This is a genomic window from Maridesulfovibrio ferrireducens (genome assembly GCF_016342405.1).
In the GTDB taxonomy this organism is placed as follows: Bacteria; Desulfobacterota; Desulfovibrionia; order Desulfovibrionales; family Desulfovibrionaceae; genus Maridesulfovibrio; species Maridesulfovibrio ferrireducens_A.
The window spans coordinates 364,977-380,392 of sequence record NZ_JAEINN010000001.1 but is presented as its reverse complement, the minus strand read 5'-3'; the positions used below and the strand labels follow the sequence as shown (position 1 = coordinate 380,392).

The following is a 15,416-nucleotide window of genomic DNA, read 5'->3' as shown; positions in this document are numbered from 1 at the left end:
CCGCCACTGGATTCAATTTTCAATTAACTTGGTTAAGCTTTCAGCTTATGCCCAACCGCCGGCACCATCAGAAATCAATACATTATCAAATTCCAAAGCAACAAAAGCTTCGGTATTTTCAACGGTATATCCCTCATTGCGGGAGTTGAAATCCTCAACACGGTTCTTTTCAGGCTTGTCCTTAAGGTTCCTGCGCCAAGAGCCAGACTGTGTGTAAATAGATAGATTTGAATAAGAAGTAATAACCAGACCACGACCAGGGAAATTAGAAGGAGTTTCCCAGGGAAGACCGCCAAACTTTTCAAGTGAAGCTGTAGCAGCAAGTTTCTTAACCGGATCATCAACGATAGCCTTGTAAAGCCCCGTAGACTCGGTACCGACAAGTTCATCACCAACCAAAGCGACTAGATCTTTGCGCAGCCATTTAGGAATGCCCTGTTTCAAATCAGCAACAATATGGTCGATGCTTTTAAAATCACCATCAGTGCCGACTTTGATTGCTCCGGCAACAGATCCCCCTTCAGCAAGGATATTTGCTGCACGTTTTTCACGCATGTACTGCAGCCACCCCTTATTGACATCCTGCATCAACGGGTAGGTTGTAATATTAGTGTCGGCAGCAGCAGAAACACCGTTCCAGCCGATAACTTCACGGTCATTTGCAATACGAGCTTGAACGTAACGAGCGTAACGTTCCTGGAAGTCATGAAATTTAGCCCATGCATCAAGGTGGGAATAAAGCATGTAAACATCAGAATCAGTTTGATGCAGCGTAAAAATGTTGGAATCCATGCCAAGCAGGTTAACCGGCACACGTTCCTTATCTCCGCTAGTATCAGTACGTCCGGAAGCAGGCCCGTTTGCATAGCCAAGGATGTTCTGGCCAGTCATTTCATCAACGGTAATTACGTTGATCTTCTGTAAAAAAGTGGACTGTTCAACAATCTTATCCTGAAGGCGCTGTTCAACGCTCGGCTCAACAGTGAACTGCTCGGTCACATTCTGAACGCCGTAACCTTTCGCAAGATTAGCCTGCAACGCAGAATATTGCTTTCTTGAATGGCTATTCATTAGATAAGCCCTCCATCAGCTGCAGCACCATCATTTTCAGGGACAGGAGTGGAACCGGCTGCACCTTCAAGGCGGGAAGTAAAGTCTTTCACGGAAGTTGTAAGCTCTTTCATCTGGGCGGAAAGCTCTGAAAACTTATCAGGTTCAGCTGCATCCGCTGGCTGCTCATTCACGCCTTCGGCCGGAACTTCTCCTTTGCCGGGTTTCATGGATTCAGCGAGTGCCGAAAACTGAACTCCAAGCCCTGCGATAGAGTCATTTAGTTGTTTAAATTGTTCTGCATTCATAGGCTGTTCTGTGTCCTCTACTTTGAAATTTTCAGGTTCTTTTTTTTCGACATGGGAATTGTTAGAGCCAAACTGAGACATGAATTTTTTGAACCAGCTGGGCGGCTCAAATTCATCAGCAGCTTCAGCCTGGGAAAAGCTGTTTGCATCCAATTCAACTCCACACAGCATGATATTTTTTTCATTCTGCTTGCGATGTGAGAACATCAATTCATGCGTTCCGAGGGATGCGGGGCTATCTGTAACGGCCAAGCCTGTAAGATAACATTTGCCGGACTTGGCAAAATCTGAATCTAGTTCCATGGAGGTGAAAAGTTTCTGGCGGGATTTATTATAAGCAAGAAGCTGTTCACCTGGCTGCAACTTCGCATATAGAGAAGTTATCCCGTCCTTTTCTTCAGCTTTCAATTCAACAACCTTTCCAGCGTTCCCGAAAAAGCGGAAATGTTCAGGCCAGATCAATGAAACATACTGGTCCAGATCATAAGAAGCGGCAGCTTCTTTCAACCAAGCTGCTTCAATCGTCCGTCCATCAGCAGTCGGCCCACTCTGACCAATCTTGATAAACCCAGTTATTAATTTACTCATAGACACAACAATACCCCTGCCAATGCATTGCAACAAGAAAAGCAATTCCTACAATGCAGTAATAGGAAACTAGAATAGAAAATATGAAGATAATTCATGTATTGTGAGCGAATGTCACAATACGCAGATGAAATAAAACAAGCAGCTAGATCACTATACCTGCGTAAATTAAAAATATCAGAGATAGCTGAAGATCTGAATGTTCCAAAGCGCACTTTGTATCATTGGGCAGATGTAGGAAACTGGAATGATTTAATAGCGCATGAATCAGCAGAAGAAGCGATCCGTAGAAGGATAACTTTGCTTGTAGAACGGGAAGACAAAACCAAGCTCGAATTGAAAGAACTTGATTCTCTCGTTTATCATTTAGAAAGGCTGGCCAGATTAGCGACTAGAAAGAATGGATTCGAAGATTCGGCAGACGGATCCGCGCAACAAGACTCGCACCAGGGTAATAAAAACAGCGGCAAAAAGAACAACAAAAAGCGTAAAGGAAAGATCATTAAAAATGATGTTTCCCATTTAACGCTGGCAGATTTTCAAGACAAATTTCACAAAACATACTTTCATTACCAGACAGAACTTTACGAGAATAAAGAGCGCCGCAACCGGTTCTTGCTCAAGTCCCGCCAGATCGGTGCAACTTGGTACTTTGCGCAGGAAGCTTTTGAAGATGCTTGCCTGACTGGCGATAACCAAATTTTTCTTTCAGCTACCAGGGCGCAAGCTGAAGTATTCCGCGCTTACATTGTAGCCCTTGCACAAGAGCATTTCGATATTGAACTGAAAGGTAATCCCATTGTGCTGCATACCGCCAAGGGACCAGCTACACTATATTTCCTTTCCAACAATTCTAAGTCTGCGCAGTCCTATCACGGTCATGTTTATATAGATGAATGTTTCTGGATCAATAAATTCAGTGAACTTTATAACGTGGCCACAGGCATGGCCGCTCATAAAAAATGGCGCAGAACATTCCTTTCCACTCCATCAACTATAAATCACGAAGCCTACCCGCTTTGGAGCGGCGAAAACTACAACCAGCGATTTAAAAAGAAACGAGCCGTATTCCCGACCTTTGCAGAAATGCAAGCCGGTGCTGAATGTCCGGATAATATCTGGCGTAAAATCATCACGCTTGAAGATGCGGAAAAAGGCGGTCCGAAGAATGGCGGTTGTGATCTCTTTGACCGTAAGGATCTGGAACTGGAATACGCGCGTGATGTATTCTTGAACCTGTTTATGTGTCAATTTGTGGATGATACCTTTTCAGTCTTCAAACTGCATTCGCTCGAAAAGTGCGGTGTAGATCTGGACACATGGAAAGACATAAACATCTTTGACCCTAAACCAGTTGGCAATCTGCCTGTGTGGTGTGGTTATGATCCTTCCAGATTCAAAGATGATGCATCCTTTGTTGTTCTACTGCCGCCATTAAAAGAAGGTGGAAAATTCCGAGTAATTGAAAAACACAAATGGCTGAACAAGTCTTTCACGTTCCAAGCTGCACGAATCAAAGAAATTTGCGCGCGGTATAATGTTCAATTCATGGGCGTTGATGTTACGGGCCCAGGCTACGGAGTTTTTGAAAAAGTTATGGAGTTCTACCCAAATGCAACCGCTATTCATTATAGCGTTGAAAGCAAAAACCATATGGTTCTAAAAGCTGCTGAAGTAATAGAAGAAAGCCGTCTTGAATGGGATGCAGCTCAGACAGAAATAGCCCACGCCTTTATGACTATTCGCAAAACAACATCAAGTTCAGGAAAAATTATATACGCGGCAAGACGTACTGCAACAACTGGCCATGCGGATGTTGCATGGTCCGTCATGCACGCCCTTTCACACGAACCAATCAGAAATCAATCTAACGGCGTAATAGTAGAATTTTAGGAGTAAATTATATGAGTAAAGCAGAAACATTTGCTTTTGGCGATCCAGAACCGGTTCTTTCTTCTCACATAACAGATAATCTCGGAATCTGGTTGCTGGACAATGGCCGTTATTATTCAACACCTACACCGTGGACGGGACTAGCTAGGCTGTTAAGAGCAAACGCCTACCATGGCCCTATTCTGGATTTTAAAACCCAGCTTGTAATGCGCGGTTTTAAGGGATCCAAAGTCCTGAAGCGTAGAGCTATGCTTGCAGCAACAACAGATTATAATGTTTTTGCAAACAGCTATTTTCAGCTAGTCCGCAATCATTTTAAAGAAGTGATTGAAGTGCGACATTTGCCGGCTATCAATATGCGCAGAGCAAAAGAACCAGATACATATTGTATATTAAACACAATCGGCGAAATAGTTAATTTCAAGGCTGGTGAAGTCGTTCATATAAAAAATTATGATGTGTCCCAATCTGTTTATGGAATGCCCGGTTATCTGGGTGCGATTCAGTCCATGCTTCTTAATGAAGATGCAACACTATTCAGGCGCAAATACTACTTGAACGGTGCGCACACGGGTTACATCTTCTATTCTTCTTCAGCATCGCTAGGAGAAAAAGAACAAAATGAGATTCGCAAATCTCTAAAATCAACAAAAGGTCCAGGTAATTTCAAGAACACATTCTTACACATTCCGAACGGCCGTGAAAAAGATATTCAAATTATTCCCGTTGGTGACTTCTCCACCAAAGATGAACTTGAAAAAATCAAGAATATTTCGCGTGATGATATCATAGCAGCGCACCGAATGCCGCCTGCACTGGCCGCCATCATACCCCAAAATATGACAGGATTTGGAGACATAACAAAAGTAGATGCTGTTTATAAAGAAAATGAAATTGAACCCATCAGAGAAACGCTACTTGAAATCAACGATCACCTTTTAAACACTGGTAAAATCAGCTTTGAAGCGGTACAAGTATCAGCATAATAATTAAGCGGAGGGGTTAACACCGTGAGTGTAAGAATACGTTGTGATAGATGCGGACAATTAGCGAGGATTGAATCCAGTTCACAGGAAGCTGAGTCATACAAGAAGTTGTATTGCTCTTGCAAGAATCCTGAGTGTGGCCATTCATTTGTTATGGATCTTACTTTTTCACACACGTTAAGCCCTTCGGCCTTGGATCTGCCTGACCCTCTCCGGAAGAAAATTCAGAGTATGGGGCATGCGGAGCAGTTGGAATTGTTTGCGGGGTTGGGGGTAAATTTATGAGAGACTATAAAATTATTCTTACGATTGGAATTTCCATTATCATCTTTGGACTCATTATTGGATTCATTTTCTTGCTTAAGACACAGAGCCAAGGGTATTTAAATTTGGGGGGCATAGATTTTGAAAAATCTGCACAGATTGGATCTTTCTTATCTGGAGCGGTAGCCCCATTCTTATCCTTGGCTGGAACAATCTTCTTTCTCGGTGCATTATGGCTTCAACGGGAAGATTTGGTAGATCAACGTCAGGCAATCAAAGCACAACAACAAAATTCAAGACAACAATTATTTGAGACCTACTTATTCAAAAATCTTGATTTATTTGATAATGCTATAAAAGAATTTATTGAAAAAGGCATCGACCCTATACTCAACTCTGCTACAGATGAATTTTTGGATAAAAATTTCTCCTATGACATAGATTTTGGATATGACTGCAACAACGGTGAAGAGGTAATATATGAGATGGAACTACAAGAAGATTTAGAAAAATATGGAACGCGGATTGACGAGCTACGAACTAAAAAAATCCAATTGTCCTATACTGAGACTTTTCTAGCAAATCACTTTTACAATATATTAGAAGGCATCAAAAAAAACGACGTAAGTGAAAACAATTATGAACAATTAGTTTTTGCTAAACTTCCGAAAGAAATTCTTCGATTCCTTTTATATTACACATTATTCCACCAAGAAGACAAACTACATCTCTTAAAAGAGTTAAGAGTCGCAATCCCGCTTCATCCTCTATACCACCCAAGCCACGCAAAACTATTTAAACCTGAAACAGAATAACAAAACCCTCGGCACTGGATTCAGTACCGAGGGTGTTTCATATATATTTTTTAAGGAAAAGATCTTTACCGAGGGGAACGACGGTAGCGAATTATTATATTTAAAGCTAGCAACAAAAAAAATAATCCTGAAGAACCATACATAATATTCTTTGTTTGCAAAAAAACATCAGAATACAAAAATTCTATATTACTTTTGCCTTCAAGAGCAGGAGGTAAAACAGCAAAAAAAAGACCAAAAATAAAAAGAATCACTGTAAAAGATGATTCCAAAAACCTATCCAATGCAGAAGCATGAGTCAGTTCTTTTCGAACATCTTTCACAATTATATCTTTAACCTCTTCAATCGACACACTAGCTTTATAATCTCTGAGCAACTCATCAGCTTGAGGCCCTACGATTCTAACAATATTAGGCCTAAGCTCTTTCAATTTATCTACATCAATTTGAACGCAATCAGATTCCATAGTTAAACAGGCATCTACAACAAGACCGTCTAATATTTTTTCTTTTATCTTTTCCTCAGAAGAGCAAGAACTCATACTATTTACCCATCATTTTACGATAGAGAGAAACACCTGATCCGTCTCTAAGAGATTGAGCCATAGCACTTAACTCTTGATCTGTATGAATCAAAGAATGTGAAGCCTGCTCCTTAAAATACTTTGCATCGCTGCCCTCTTCATATTTATTCCTAGGAGAACAAGAAAGACTAAAAAGAACAAGCTGAACAGCTCGTACCCCTGGAACAATTGTAATGGTCATAGACGAATTATTAGTAATGTGAACAGGGAGAACACCACTATACCCAGGCTGAATAAATATTTCGCTAATAGACAACCCAAGTCTTGTAATACTAGAGCGAGGCTTTAAAATTCCACAATGACTTTCAGGAATAGTTATACTCTGTGCTAATGCAATATGAGCCGAATCATTTGGCCCTATTTCATGCTCTATAAATTCAAACTCATCCAACAAGTCCGAAGGAAATTCTTCTCCCAGCGTATATCTATCTTTAGTGTATCTATAGGCACAGCATCCTAGCCTCAAATCAATAGAAGCAGGAGAAATAGAATACTCACCCTTTGGTTCAATTTTTACTTCACCGCTTGAAATAAGTTTTTCTAGATCTTTGTCTGCCAGCACACACATACTCAGCCCCTTTATTATTACATACAAACAAATACAACCTATAAAAACATACCAAAAAAAGTAGGATATGAGATCCTAGCTCATTTTCCTTATCATATCAAGCTAAGTTGTCGTTGTTTACATTGCCGCGGCTCTGGCTCCGATCCAGAATAGGGATACAGCCCAATCAAATTCATGGGTATTTCCTTACCACCTTCCAGCCTTACTGATTCAGATCCTACGTGTAAAACCTTACGCGCCTTGCCATCTACTTTAAGATATCCGTTTACTTCCATGATGCTCTCCTAAAACTTAAGGGGGTAGGGGCATCGGAAAGAGGTTACATTGATGCGTAAAACCTTCCATACTACCTAAACACTCAATATCTTTGATTTATTATTGTAACCTGAAAGTCCTAAAACAGGTGACATTGAGGTTACTAAAAAGGTGACATTCAATTATTTCAGTATGTTAACTTTTTGCAATTTGGTTTCAAAAATAGGTTACATTGTCACCAGTTGTGCCTTACTTGTAACTATAAGACTTTAACCAATTATTAATATATTTGAATATGTTATATATATATTTATTTTTTGTAACCACTGTCACCTCTTTCCGTAGCCCCCTATAGCGACTTAATTCAAACTCACACACGCGTGTGCGCATGTGCGCGCGTATATACACATAACCTACTGTAATTTTTTAAATATATAACACTTTACGGCTCTACTATCATGACAACTGCGTACGGCCTTATTCCTTTCCATGAATTGATACTGCTGCGAGTACGGCAACCACTTTATCAAAGTCATACGATCAAACCCTGTGTATCCGTTTTTTTCACAAAAGTTCATAAACTGATTCAGGTTTATTGCCAGCTCATAATCATTTTTTTTGTGATTCAAATCTACCCAGTGTTTTTCTACTATATTCCAAAACTGCTGTAGAATAGGTTCTTCAGGAAGATCATGCAGAAAATGAAGCTGTTCTGATACGTTCACTTGTTTTGCGCCACAAAGCATTTCAGCCATCTTCAACATGTCTAGAACATTTTTTTTAGACATGTTGACCCTAGTGTAAGCAGACCAGACTTCAGTCAACCATTTAAGATTCTCCGGACTTATATCTAATACATTTGGAATTTGTTTTCTCAGATCTGACACGGCTCTTCCTCCTAAATGTTATTTTTTAAAAACCCAGCACTTAACAACTTTATCAAACAACTTACTGCGCACAGACCTGTTCTTTTCAATCAGTTCATGCTTTTTGGAATGAATAAGCAGCTTCTTCAGCTCCTTCATGTCTGGAACTTCTTGACCGTTTTCGCGACAACGTTGTTTAAAATGATTCAGGTTTATAGCGTACTGATCTGGTTCAGCACTATGGTTCAGCGTGTAATCAATTGAAGCTTTAGTTTCCGAATTTAAATACCTGAAAGTTTCCCAGAACTGTTCAACCAGCGGATGATCTGCCGCAAGACGTTCTTCACGTAGCAAGGCTCTACTTAATAGGTAGTCCTGCAGCCTTTGCGTACTCCGATCCTCAATGTTCGGGAATAAAACCTTAAGGGCATGGCCACAGGCGGCAACCTGTGCGTGATTCTTAGCTATTCGTTCATTTTTAAGCTTTGAAGAAAAGTCCTGCTCGATGCGGTCAAAGGCTTCAAAGAAAGTGGCCAGAATCTTCTTTTCATTTTTGAGTGCTTCTTTAAGAAAGCCGGAAACGTCTTCACTGCTTAATCGTTCAAAGAATCTTGCAATGTCTCTTGTGCCAGCTCCGTGGTGCGATTTATCCGCATGGCAATGAACCACGCGCTGAAGGAGTGCTTCCGATCCGTCAACCTCTGCGTTCTGGGAGATAATAAGCGAAGCCTGAAACAATGATTCATCAACATCGTTATTTCGTCTGGCCACACCGAGTGTTCCGGTTCCACGGCCGTTATAGAATGGTTTACATTCATCAAAGTTAAACTGCCGTTGTTTGCCGTCTGAAACGCCGCTGTCTCTGTCTGATTCTATAATTACAACCGGAAGATTAGAAACCTGATTGAATGCTCTGCGTCGTCCTGCAACGGTGGCCTTCATAACATCAAACCCTTCGTAACCTTCACGGCCAACCAGTTTCCAAAGGAATTCAAGCAGGGTTGATTTACCTGCACCGGGATCACCAGTGAATTCAAAGAATGGAAAACTTTTATGGTCTTGCCGGATCTGCTGAACAAACAACGAGCCAAGCCAGAACGCAAGTAAGGCAACGCCTTGCCAGTGAAATGCCTTCATAAAATCCGGCAACCAGCGTGGATCAAATTTACCATCCGAACAAATAGAAACGGATTTAAGCCCCGGTCTAATGAAAGTCTTTCCGAAGTCGAAAAACTTATTTTCATTCAGAAGTATTTCACGGCCGTTATGATAGGCGGCTGAAGGGAAAACATATGTCTCTGATTCTTTGTCGTAACCAATGTAGGGGATTGAGCGGACAATGGGCAGCGCGTCACGGAGCCAGCGCCCTGTTAGCACTCGCATATCAGCAGGGGAACCATTGAAGATTCCCCCGCCTGTTTTATTCAGTAAGGCTTTATGAAAGGCATCAGCTGAAGCAATATTGGTTCCTTCAAAGCTAACCACTTCCGGCTCACCTTTCGGGGAATGGATCTTGAACACATAAAACTGTTCGCCTAGAATTTCATCAACTTCACGGTAAAGGCACTGAGGATCACGGTTGCAGATTTCTATCACGTCACAATTAGACAGGAATATTTTAAAACCATCATCCGTTTCGATGGGATCGCCTTCAAGATCTTCAACTATTTGTCCAATATCAATTTTCACACTGAAAAGACGGTTCCGGAAGTTAATTACAAACTTCCTGGAAGTGAACTTGCAATATTTGATGTAGGCGCATTCTTCTACAGTCTCGGCCATCATCAGCTTACCGCGATATTCGCAGCCCTTCAGGAAGGTTGAATTGATCTTTCCAGCTCTGTGCAGATCATCCCAATCCTGTTTTTCCGGCAGCTGGTAAACTTCGTACTTTTCGCCCATCACACGGAGCTTTCTTGCGTGTTTCCGGCTGTAATCCATTCCGGCCTTGTCACCATCCAGCGCAAGGATCCAGATGATACCCTTTCCTTTGTGCTGCTCAATAAAGTTCTTCGGGAAATTATTACAACTGAAACAAGCCGCTGATTTCTTGTCGTGATGATGCAAGGCTATGGAGTGGAAAACACCTTCCACGAGAAAGCATTTATCCCCTTCCTTCAGCTCTTGTTCTGGCGGTGTCCATGCATCACCTTTGTATAAAGTTCCGTCTTGCTTTTTCTGGCCGCCAAAGTTTGCTTTCTGGCCATCCTTCTTAGTTTTATCTATCAGCCGTTCCCAGTACCGTGTGCGCTCTTTATCAAAATAGAAACGTACCGTATTGCAATGCTGATTAGTTCTAGGAATCTGATAAGCTTGCTGTTCATACCAGCCACGAATCCGCGAAAGGTCAAAGGCTCTGTCTATTCCTAAAAAAGCATCCGCTGTTCTGTTTGGTTCTTCTTCCGTTGCCGGATACTTTCTGGAGAAGTCCGCAAACACTTCCGGAAAAACGTTCCTGGTTGCTTCTTCATAACCGCATTTGTTTAGCCGGTTGCATTTCATCTGCCACGGCTTTTCTTTGGATATATATAATTCATTTTTACCACAGGACGGGCATTCACCTTTAATGAATGCCGTTCCTGTTTCAGTAAAATTAAACTGAGAAGTGCGCAGGGCTTGCACTACTTCGTCAATGTTTACTGTGAATTTGGGAGGGGGGTTATTGGTCATTAGCCACCTCACTAGGAATATATGAAATCTCTTTTCGGATTTTGATACGGAACAGTTTTTTATTACCTTCGGAATCCGTAACTTCAATGGGCGGCATATCGTCAAATTCATCCTGTGTTTCGATCATTCCCACTTCTGCTTCTTCTTCAGCAAACAGGCTGGCGGCTATGGCCATACACGGACATTGATAGGTAGCATCCTCTGCATCATCATTCAAAAATTTAACTGTGAATCTTTCCATCTTAATTTCCCCCTTCTGCTTCAACATCAATTGCATCGTCCAAAACCACCGCGCACGAACACACGCCATGAGCCACAAGATCAATAAGAATCTTGGCTCCGGCGGAGATTTGTTCGTCTGGTAAAGTCTTAAGAGTTTCGAGCGCAGTGCATGCGTCAAAGAGGAAGAAAATTGCCTGATTAGGGGACAGGTCTTGTCTGGCCATGATAGCCTCCGTTCTAGTTTTGAGTGTCGGCTGCTCAGTCTCCCAAAAACAAAAGAGCAACCAGAATTCTCAACGCCTAGAACGACGCCCCCATGCTTCACAACATGGAGATTCTGGTTGCCCTGTCTATCAGGATTAGTACCTTCTAAAAAGAATGGACTAATCCCGTCAGATTCATAGGGTGCGCTAATGCGCAATAAAAAGTCCCCAGTTAGGCTGGAGAACACCGTTCTAGATTTGAGGACTTCAGAATGCCCTTTATCTTTTAATTTTGTCAAGTAGCTAGGGTGATCTATCCTAAACAAAAATAAACTATCATAGTTGACAAGTAACCTGTCAGGGCTTACTTTGTATTCATGAACTGGACAGTAAACATTTCCACAAAATTGCAGAAGCAAATCAAGAAACTGCCAAAACAAGTGCAGCAGGCTTTCTTCCTTTTGAACAACAGACTCAAAGAGGATGGTCCAGAACAATTCGGCTGGGCCAACTATGGACAGTTGAAAGGAATGGAAAGCGTTTACCACTGCCACCTGAACAAAGGTAAACCCCGCTATGTGGCTGTCTGGAAGGTGGAAAAGAACAGTATTCAAGTAATGGAGGTCAAATATGTTGGAACTCACGAGAAGGTCAATTACAAAAGATTCGGTTGATTTCTGCGTCCGTATTCCTGCAAAAGAGGCCGCTAAAATCATTGAAAGCACAAAGTCTTTCTGGTTGCTGGCAGGTCTTGAAGTCATGGAAAAAAACAGTGAAGGAGAAGAAATCATCACCGTAGATGAAGCTTTTCCAGATGTTACCCCCGGCGATCTTCTGCGCGGAGCAAGATTCCGTGAAGACATGACACAGATTGAACTGGCTGCCGCAACAGGGATACACAAGAACAACATTTCTGAAATGGAAAGAGGTGTTCGGCCTATCACCTTGGAAATGGCCAAGAAGCTGGGTGAAGCTCTGAACATTTCATACAAGTCTTTTTTGTAGTTCATTTTTACCCTTCACAAGAAACGCCCTTGCCAGTATTTGGTTAGGGCGTTTTCTATTTGAAATATTGAATTGTTATCACTCTTCATTTAATTATCTGCAGCCCTTCCCTATGCAATTTAATTTATTATATTTGAGGGAGGGAAGGACCGCAGATAATGCCGATTATCCCGACTTCGGCAGGCTTCAGCAAAGGAGGTCGACATGCAAAATTTATTAGGCAGATTCCTTAATCATCTTTGTAAGATCTCTTTCTGCCTTCCGGATCTCTCCGATCGTTTTCATAGCTTTATCTGTCAGCTGAGTTAATTCTTTGATGATCCTGCGCAGTTCGGACGGTTCCAGCTTGCCATCTTTTATAGCGGCCTGAACCTCAGTTCCCACATCACTGGTTTCTCCGAAGATCTGACCAACGCGAAACAGTAAAGCCGTGCAATCAATCTCTTCTACTGACAACGGCTGTTCGTAATTTTCAGCCTTAACAGCCAGCCACTCAATAACGATATTATTGCCAACAACAGCACAAAACTTTGGAAGATCTTCATAAGAACAATAGTAATGCTCAGGGGAAAAAATCCGGTTGGTATGGTAGTCCTGCCAGCCCATTTCATGCGAGATCTCCTGTTTTGATTTATCGCTGAGTTCAAGCGCAAGTTTGAAGGCATCCAGAGCATCAAGAGGAAGTAAGCTTTCTTTGTTATCCATTGGTTTTACCTGTTTATTTTATATAGTTCTTGCTTGCTTACATGCGGCGCGGATATCTTCAATTGGAACGCCATAATCCTCTCTCAGAATTCTAAGCGTTATTTTCAATCGTAAATATTTGGCAGCTAAAATAATTGCCCTGCGTGCGCTTCGAGTCATCTTCAAATCTTTACGCTGATTGCGGTAAGTGCGTGGATCAATACCCAAAAGCCTTGCAGAGCTAGAATAAGATCCCGTCTTCTCTTCGATATATCTAATGTGTTTTATTATTCTGTTTCTCATGTATGTAGACTTAGGATTAATAATCCTATCTAGTCAAGGATAAAATAGACCTTTACTGCTAGGATAATGAATCCTATACAGTACAAAAAGCAATCTGGAGAACTCAATGAAAATAGAATTTGAAAGGGTTTTTGTGAGATTTATAGTTAATTATCTTACTGAAAAAAGAATCTCACATTCAGATTTTGCGCGGCAACTCTTCCCTGACTTGTCAGAAGAAATTGCAGTTAGACAATGGCGCAGAATCAGAGACCCAAGAGGAGGAGGAAAACCAAGAAAATTAACACTTTCAGAATCAGAAAGAATCAGCAGCATATTAAATATAGAATTCCCAAGTCTGATCTGGCAGGTCGACCAGTACAACAAAAACCTAAAAGACCCGAAATAATCGGGCCTCATTATATTACTCCTTCACCACTTCTTCCTCTTCAAGCTTTAGAACAACTTGATACAATCTGTTCTTCAATATTTTCAACATATAAGACAACCCTGAAGGCGCTGTTTTACTACATAAATCAATTGCTTCAACTAACTGAAAAAGTTCATCAATAGGATCTTCCACTTCCACCCCTTCATTTTCCTGCAAATGTACATTTGTAAGATTTTAAATATAACTATCTTGATAATTAGGATATAATAGCCTAGCTTGTGCCTCACGTTGAGGACATAAAAGCCTATTAAATTAGGCGATCAACAACGCTTTTTATAAAGATTAGTCACATTATTAAAGGGATTTGAGGGAGGCAATTATGGATATAACTAGCATCAAGGGGCCGTTTTACAACAAGAAAAAAGCGGCTGAATATTGTGGATATGCAGTTTCGACATTCGATGAAAAATTAAAAGGTTATGAGATTCCTTTAGCTGGTCCGGAGCGGAATAGATTTCCGGAATCCATGCTTGATCTTTGGATGGTGAGTCCCGAAACATTTAGCAAGCAACCAAATCTGCGCAGAAGAAAATTCAACAGGGTAAAGGTTTAAAGTGAGTGTTAGAAAGCGAAAAGATGGATACTGGATTGTTGATTTCCGTGACGAATTCGGAAAACTAAGATCCCGTTCATTCGGCAAAACTCAGGCCGGACAAAAAAAAGCTACTCAGTTTGATCTTGAAATTAAGCTTAAGAAAGCAAAGGGTGAAGCCTTGCCGCTTCATAGATCTGAAGGGATCTATATTGACGAGCTATGCCAAATGTGGATTGACGAAAAAAAAGCGCAAGGCAGGCGGGAAAAATGGCTCAAAGACTGGGCAAACGTTTTCAATAATTATTTTGCTGAAGAACTTAGTAGCAGACCTTGCCGATTAATAACTCAAGCCGATGTTATGAAAATCATCAGCACGCATTATTCAGATTCTTCCCAATCAACAAGAAACCGCTATATTGGATACTTAAGATCTATTTTTCAGTTCGGACAGGATCACGGATTGATTCAAAAAAATCCATTAGGGCTATGGAAAAAAGGAAAAGAATCCAGCCGTCATTCAATGCTTACAGTTAAGGATCTTAGATCCATTCAGGATCATTCACCGGACCATTTAGCATGGGTTCTTGATGTTGCCTGGAATATCCCGGTAAGAGCGGGAAAGCTAGATTTCTTTTCCCTGCGCTACGATAGCAATGTGAATTACACAACCGGCGAAATTAAAGTATTTCATACGAAAGTAAATAAATGGGCTACGATTCAATGTTCAGACGAATTTATAAAAAAAGTTTACCTCTCGGAGCTGCAGCACAAAAGCGGATTCATCATAGAATACAAAGGCAAACCTGTTACGCATGTTCGCCGCTCACTGACCAGAGCAACAGGCCCGAAAGGTGCAGATCTACCGTACCCCGTTTGCCTTTACGATATTCGTCACCTTTGGATCACAACGATGCTTAACCAGGGTATAGAGATGTCAACCATAGCCTATTTGGCCGGAACCAGCGTCCGGATGATCATGAAAAATTACTACGAACCACATTCAGCGGATCGGGCGCGGGCTTCTGAGGTTTTGCCACAACTTTAAATTTTCATCGCCAAATTGTGCAAGTCATGCAAACGCAGAAAACCCGCTTCAATTGAGGCGGGTTTTCTGCGTTTTTAGAGGCTTTGTACGTAAAGGCTGTACGTAAAACAAAAAAAGGGTTTACGACATTACTCGTAAACCC

20 protein-coding genes are annotated in these 15,416 nt (G+C 41.4%); 9 read left to right on the top strand and 11 right to left on the bottom strand.

Going from position 1 to position 15,416, the window contains the following annotated elements; all coding sequences use genetic code 11:
- Nucleotides 1-45: 45 nt before the first annotated feature.
- Nucleotides 46-1,071, bottom strand: coding sequence for a phage major capsid protein, P2 family (locus JEY82_RS01715; RefSeq protein ID WP_304081978.1), 1,026 nt, complete (start codon nt 1,069-1,071; stop codon nt 46-48).
- Complete coding sequence (locus tag JEY82_RS01710) at nt 1,071-1,946, bottom strand: GPO family capsid scaffolding protein (RefSeq protein WP_304081976.1); 876 nt, start codon at nt 1,944-1,946, stop codon at nt 1,071-1,073. The genes JEY82_RS01715 and JEY82_RS01710 overlap by 1 nt, the downstream gene beginning before the upstream one ends.
- 111 nt (nt 1,947-2,057) lie before the next feature.
- On the opposite strand from JEY82_RS01710, the gene JEY82_RS01705 reads away from it, so the two are divergent.
- The 4 genes from JEY82_RS01705 to JEY82_RS01690 are packed head-to-tail and all read left to right on the top strand — an operon-like array spanning nt 2,058 to nt 5,904.
- Nucleotides 2,058-3,839 carry a terminase family protein gene (locus JEY82_RS01705; protein WP_304081974.1) on the top strand — a complete coding sequence of 594 codons (1,782 nt, stop codon included), beginning with the start codon at nt 2,058-2,060 and terminating at the stop codon, nt 3,837-3,839.
- An 11-nt stretch (nt 3,840-3,850) separates the two neighbouring features.
- On the top strand, nt 3,851-4,825 hold the full coding sequence (locus tag JEY82_RS01700; RefSeq protein ID WP_304081972.1) for a phage portal protein: 975 nt from the start codon (nt 3,851-3,853) through the stop codon (nt 4,823-4,825).
- Between the two features lie 24 nt (nt 4,826-4,849).
- Complete coding sequence (locus JEY82_RS01695) at nt 4,850-5,110, top strand: ogr/Delta-like zinc finger family protein (RefSeq protein WP_304081970.1); 261 nt, start codon at nt 4,850-4,852, stop codon at nt 5,108-5,110.
- Nucleotides 5,107-5,904 (top strand): hypothetical protein, encoded by a 798-nt coding sequence (locus tag JEY82_RS01690; RefSeq protein ID WP_304081968.1) that lies wholly within the window; start codon nt 5,107-5,109, stop codon nt 5,902-5,904. The genes JEY82_RS01695 and JEY82_RS01690 overlap by 4 nt, the downstream gene beginning before the upstream one ends.
- A 65-nt stretch (nt 5,905-5,969) precedes the next feature.
- On the opposite strand, the gene JEY82_RS01685 is transcribed toward JEY82_RS01690, so the two are convergent.
- The 6 genes from JEY82_RS01685 to JEY82_RS01660 form a co-directional block, all read right to left on the bottom strand.
- On the bottom strand, nt 5,970-6,446 hold the full coding sequence (locus JEY82_RS01685; RefSeq protein WP_304081966.1) for a hypothetical protein: 477 nt from the start codon (nt 6,444-6,446) through the stop codon (nt 5,970-5,972).
- A 1-nt stretch (nt 6,447) separates the two neighbouring features.
- Entirely contained in the window at nt 6,448-7,050 is a 603-nt protein-coding gene (dcd, locus tag JEY82_RS01680; protein WP_304081964.1) for a dCTP deaminase, read from the bottom strand.
- 674 nt (nt 7,051-7,724) lie between these two features.
- Nucleotides 7,725-8,198, bottom strand: coding sequence for a hypothetical protein (locus JEY82_RS01675; RefSeq protein ID WP_304081962.1), 474 nt, complete (start codon nt 8,196-8,198; stop codon nt 7,725-7,727).
- Nucleotides 8,199-8,216: 18 nt separating this feature from the next.
- A complete protein-coding gene (locus JEY82_RS01670) occupies nt 8,217-10,847 on the bottom strand; it encodes a toprim domain-containing protein (protein WP_304081960.1) in 2,631 nt (876 codons plus the stop codon).
- Complete coding sequence (locus JEY82_RS01665) at nt 10,837-11,088, bottom strand: hypothetical protein (protein ID WP_304081958.1); 252 nt, start codon at nt 11,086-11,088, stop codon at nt 10,837-10,839. The genes JEY82_RS01670 and JEY82_RS01665 overlap by 11 nt, the downstream gene beginning before the upstream one ends.
- A gap of 1 nt (nt 11,089) precedes the next feature.
- On the bottom strand, nt 11,090-11,293 hold the full coding sequence (locus tag JEY82_RS01660) for a hypothetical protein (protein WP_304081956.1): 204 nt from the start codon (nt 11,291-11,293) through the stop codon (nt 11,090-11,092).
- Between the two features lie 356 nt (nt 11,294-11,649).
- Between JEY82_RS01660 and JEY82_RS01655 the strand changes: the two genes are divergently transcribed.
- A complete protein-coding gene (locus JEY82_RS01655) occupies nt 11,650-11,946 on the top strand; it encodes a type II toxin-antitoxin system RelE/ParE family toxin (RefSeq protein ID WP_304081954.1) in 297 nt (98 codons plus the stop codon).
- Complete coding sequence (locus JEY82_RS01650) at nt 11,903-12,277, top strand: helix-turn-helix domain-containing protein (RefSeq protein WP_304081952.1); 375 nt, start codon at nt 11,903-11,905, stop codon at nt 12,275-12,277. The genes JEY82_RS01655 and JEY82_RS01650 overlap by 44 nt, the downstream gene beginning before the upstream one ends.
- A gap of 216 nt (nt 12,278-12,493) precedes the next feature.
- On the opposite strand, the gene JEY82_RS01645 is transcribed toward JEY82_RS01650, so the two are convergent.
- Both JEY82_RS01645 and JEY82_RS01640 read right to left on the bottom strand, forming a co-directional pair.
- Nucleotides 12,494-12,982: a phage regulatory CII family protein gene (locus JEY82_RS01645; RefSeq protein WP_304081950.1), complete on the bottom strand. Its 489-nt coding sequence runs from the start codon at nt 12,980-12,982 to the stop codon at nt 12,494-12,496.
- Between the two features lie 18 nt (nt 12,983-13,000).
- Nucleotides 13,001-13,264: a hypothetical protein gene (locus JEY82_RS01640; protein WP_304081949.1), complete on the bottom strand. Its 264-nt coding sequence runs from the start codon at nt 13,262-13,264 to the stop codon at nt 13,001-13,003.
- Between the two features lie 106 nt (nt 13,265-13,370).
- Between JEY82_RS01640 and JEY82_RS01635 the strand changes: the two genes are divergently transcribed.
- Nucleotides 13,371-13,652 carry a hypothetical protein gene (locus JEY82_RS01635; RefSeq protein ID WP_304081948.1) on the top strand — a complete coding sequence of 94 codons (282 nt, stop codon included), beginning with the start codon at nt 13,371-13,373 and terminating at the stop codon, nt 13,650-13,652.
- Between the two features lie 15 nt (nt 13,653-13,667).
- Here JEY82_RS01635 and JEY82_RS01630 read toward each other — a convergent pair whose 3' ends face one another.
- A complete protein-coding gene (locus JEY82_RS01630; RefSeq protein WP_304081947.1) occupies nt 13,668-13,832 on the bottom strand; it encodes a hypothetical protein in 165 nt (54 codons plus the stop codon).
- Between the two features lie 181 nt (nt 13,833-14,013).
- Here JEY82_RS01630 and JEY82_RS01625 point away from each other — a divergent pair, with 181 nt between their 5' ends.
- Both JEY82_RS01625 and JEY82_RS01620 read left to right on the top strand, forming a co-directional pair.
- Nucleotides 14,014-14,247 carry a DNA-binding protein gene (locus tag JEY82_RS01625; RefSeq protein ID WP_304081946.1) on the top strand — a complete coding sequence of 78 codons (234 nt, stop codon included), beginning with the start codon at nt 14,014-14,016 and terminating at the stop codon, nt 14,245-14,247.
- 1 nt (nt 14,248) lies between these two features.
- Nucleotides 14,249-15,274, top strand: coding sequence for a hypothetical protein (locus JEY82_RS01620; RefSeq protein ID WP_304081944.1), 1,026 nt, complete (start codon nt 14,249-14,251; stop codon nt 15,272-15,274).
- Nucleotides 15,275-15,416 lie beyond the last annotated feature (142 nt).

Excerpts from the sequence above, each read along its gene's own strand:
- JEY82_RS01715 (WP_304081978.1), bottom strand. The coding sequence starts at position 1,071 with ATGAATAGCCATTCAAGAAAGCAATATTCTGCGTTGCAGGCTAATCTT.
- JEY82_RS01710 (WP_304081976.1), bottom strand. The coding sequence starts at position 1,946 with ATGAGTAAATTAATAACTGGGTTTATCAAGATTGGTCAGAGTGGGCCG.
- JEY82_RS01705 (WP_304081974.1), top strand. The coding sequence starts at position 2,058 with ATGTCACAATACGCAGATGAAATAAAACAAGCAGCTAGATCACTATAC.
- JEY82_RS01700 (WP_304081972.1), top strand. The coding sequence starts at position 3,851 with ATGAGTAAAGCAGAAACATTTGCTTTTGGCGATCCAGAACCGGTTCTT.
- JEY82_RS01690 (WP_304081968.1), top strand. The coding sequence starts at position 5,107 with ATGAGAGACTATAAAATTATTCTTACGATTGGAATTTCCATTATCATC.
- JEY82_RS01685 (WP_304081966.1), bottom strand. The coding sequence starts at position 6,446 with ATGAGTTCTTGCTCTTCTGAGGAAAAGATAAAAGAAAAAATATTAGAC.
- JEY82_RS01670 (WP_304081960.1), bottom strand. The coding sequence starts at position 10,847 with ATGACCAATAACCCCCCTCCCAAATTCACAGTAAACATTGACGAAGTA.
- JEY82_RS01665 (WP_304081958.1), bottom strand. The coding sequence starts at position 11,088 with ATGGAAAGATTCACAGTTAAATTTTTGAATGATGATGCAGAGGATGCT.
- JEY82_RS01660 (WP_304081956.1), bottom strand. The coding sequence starts at position 11,293 with ATGGCCAGACAAGACCTGTCCCCTAATCAGGCAATTTTCTTCCTCTTT.
- JEY82_RS01655 (WP_304081954.1), top strand. The coding sequence starts at position 11,650 with ATGAACTGGACAGTAAACATTTCCACAAAATTGCAGAAGCAAATCAAG.
- JEY82_RS01650 (WP_304081952.1), top strand. The coding sequence starts at position 11,903 with ATGTTGGAACTCACGAGAAGGTCAATTACAAAAGATTCGGTTGATTTC.
- JEY82_RS01645 (WP_304081950.1), bottom strand. The coding sequence starts at position 12,982 with ATGGATAACAAAGAAAGCTTACTTCCTCTTGATGCTCTGGATGCCTTC.
- JEY82_RS01640 (WP_304081949.1), bottom strand. The coding sequence starts at position 13,264 with ATGAGAAACAGAATAATAAAACACATTAGATATATCGAAGAGAAGACG.
- JEY82_RS01635 (WP_304081948.1), top strand. The coding sequence starts at position 13,371 with ATGAAAATAGAATTTGAAAGGGTTTTTGTGAGATTTATAGTTAATTAT.
- JEY82_RS01625 (WP_304081946.1), top strand. The coding sequence starts at position 14,014 with ATGGATATAACTAGCATCAAGGGGCCGTTTTACAACAAGAAAAAAGCG.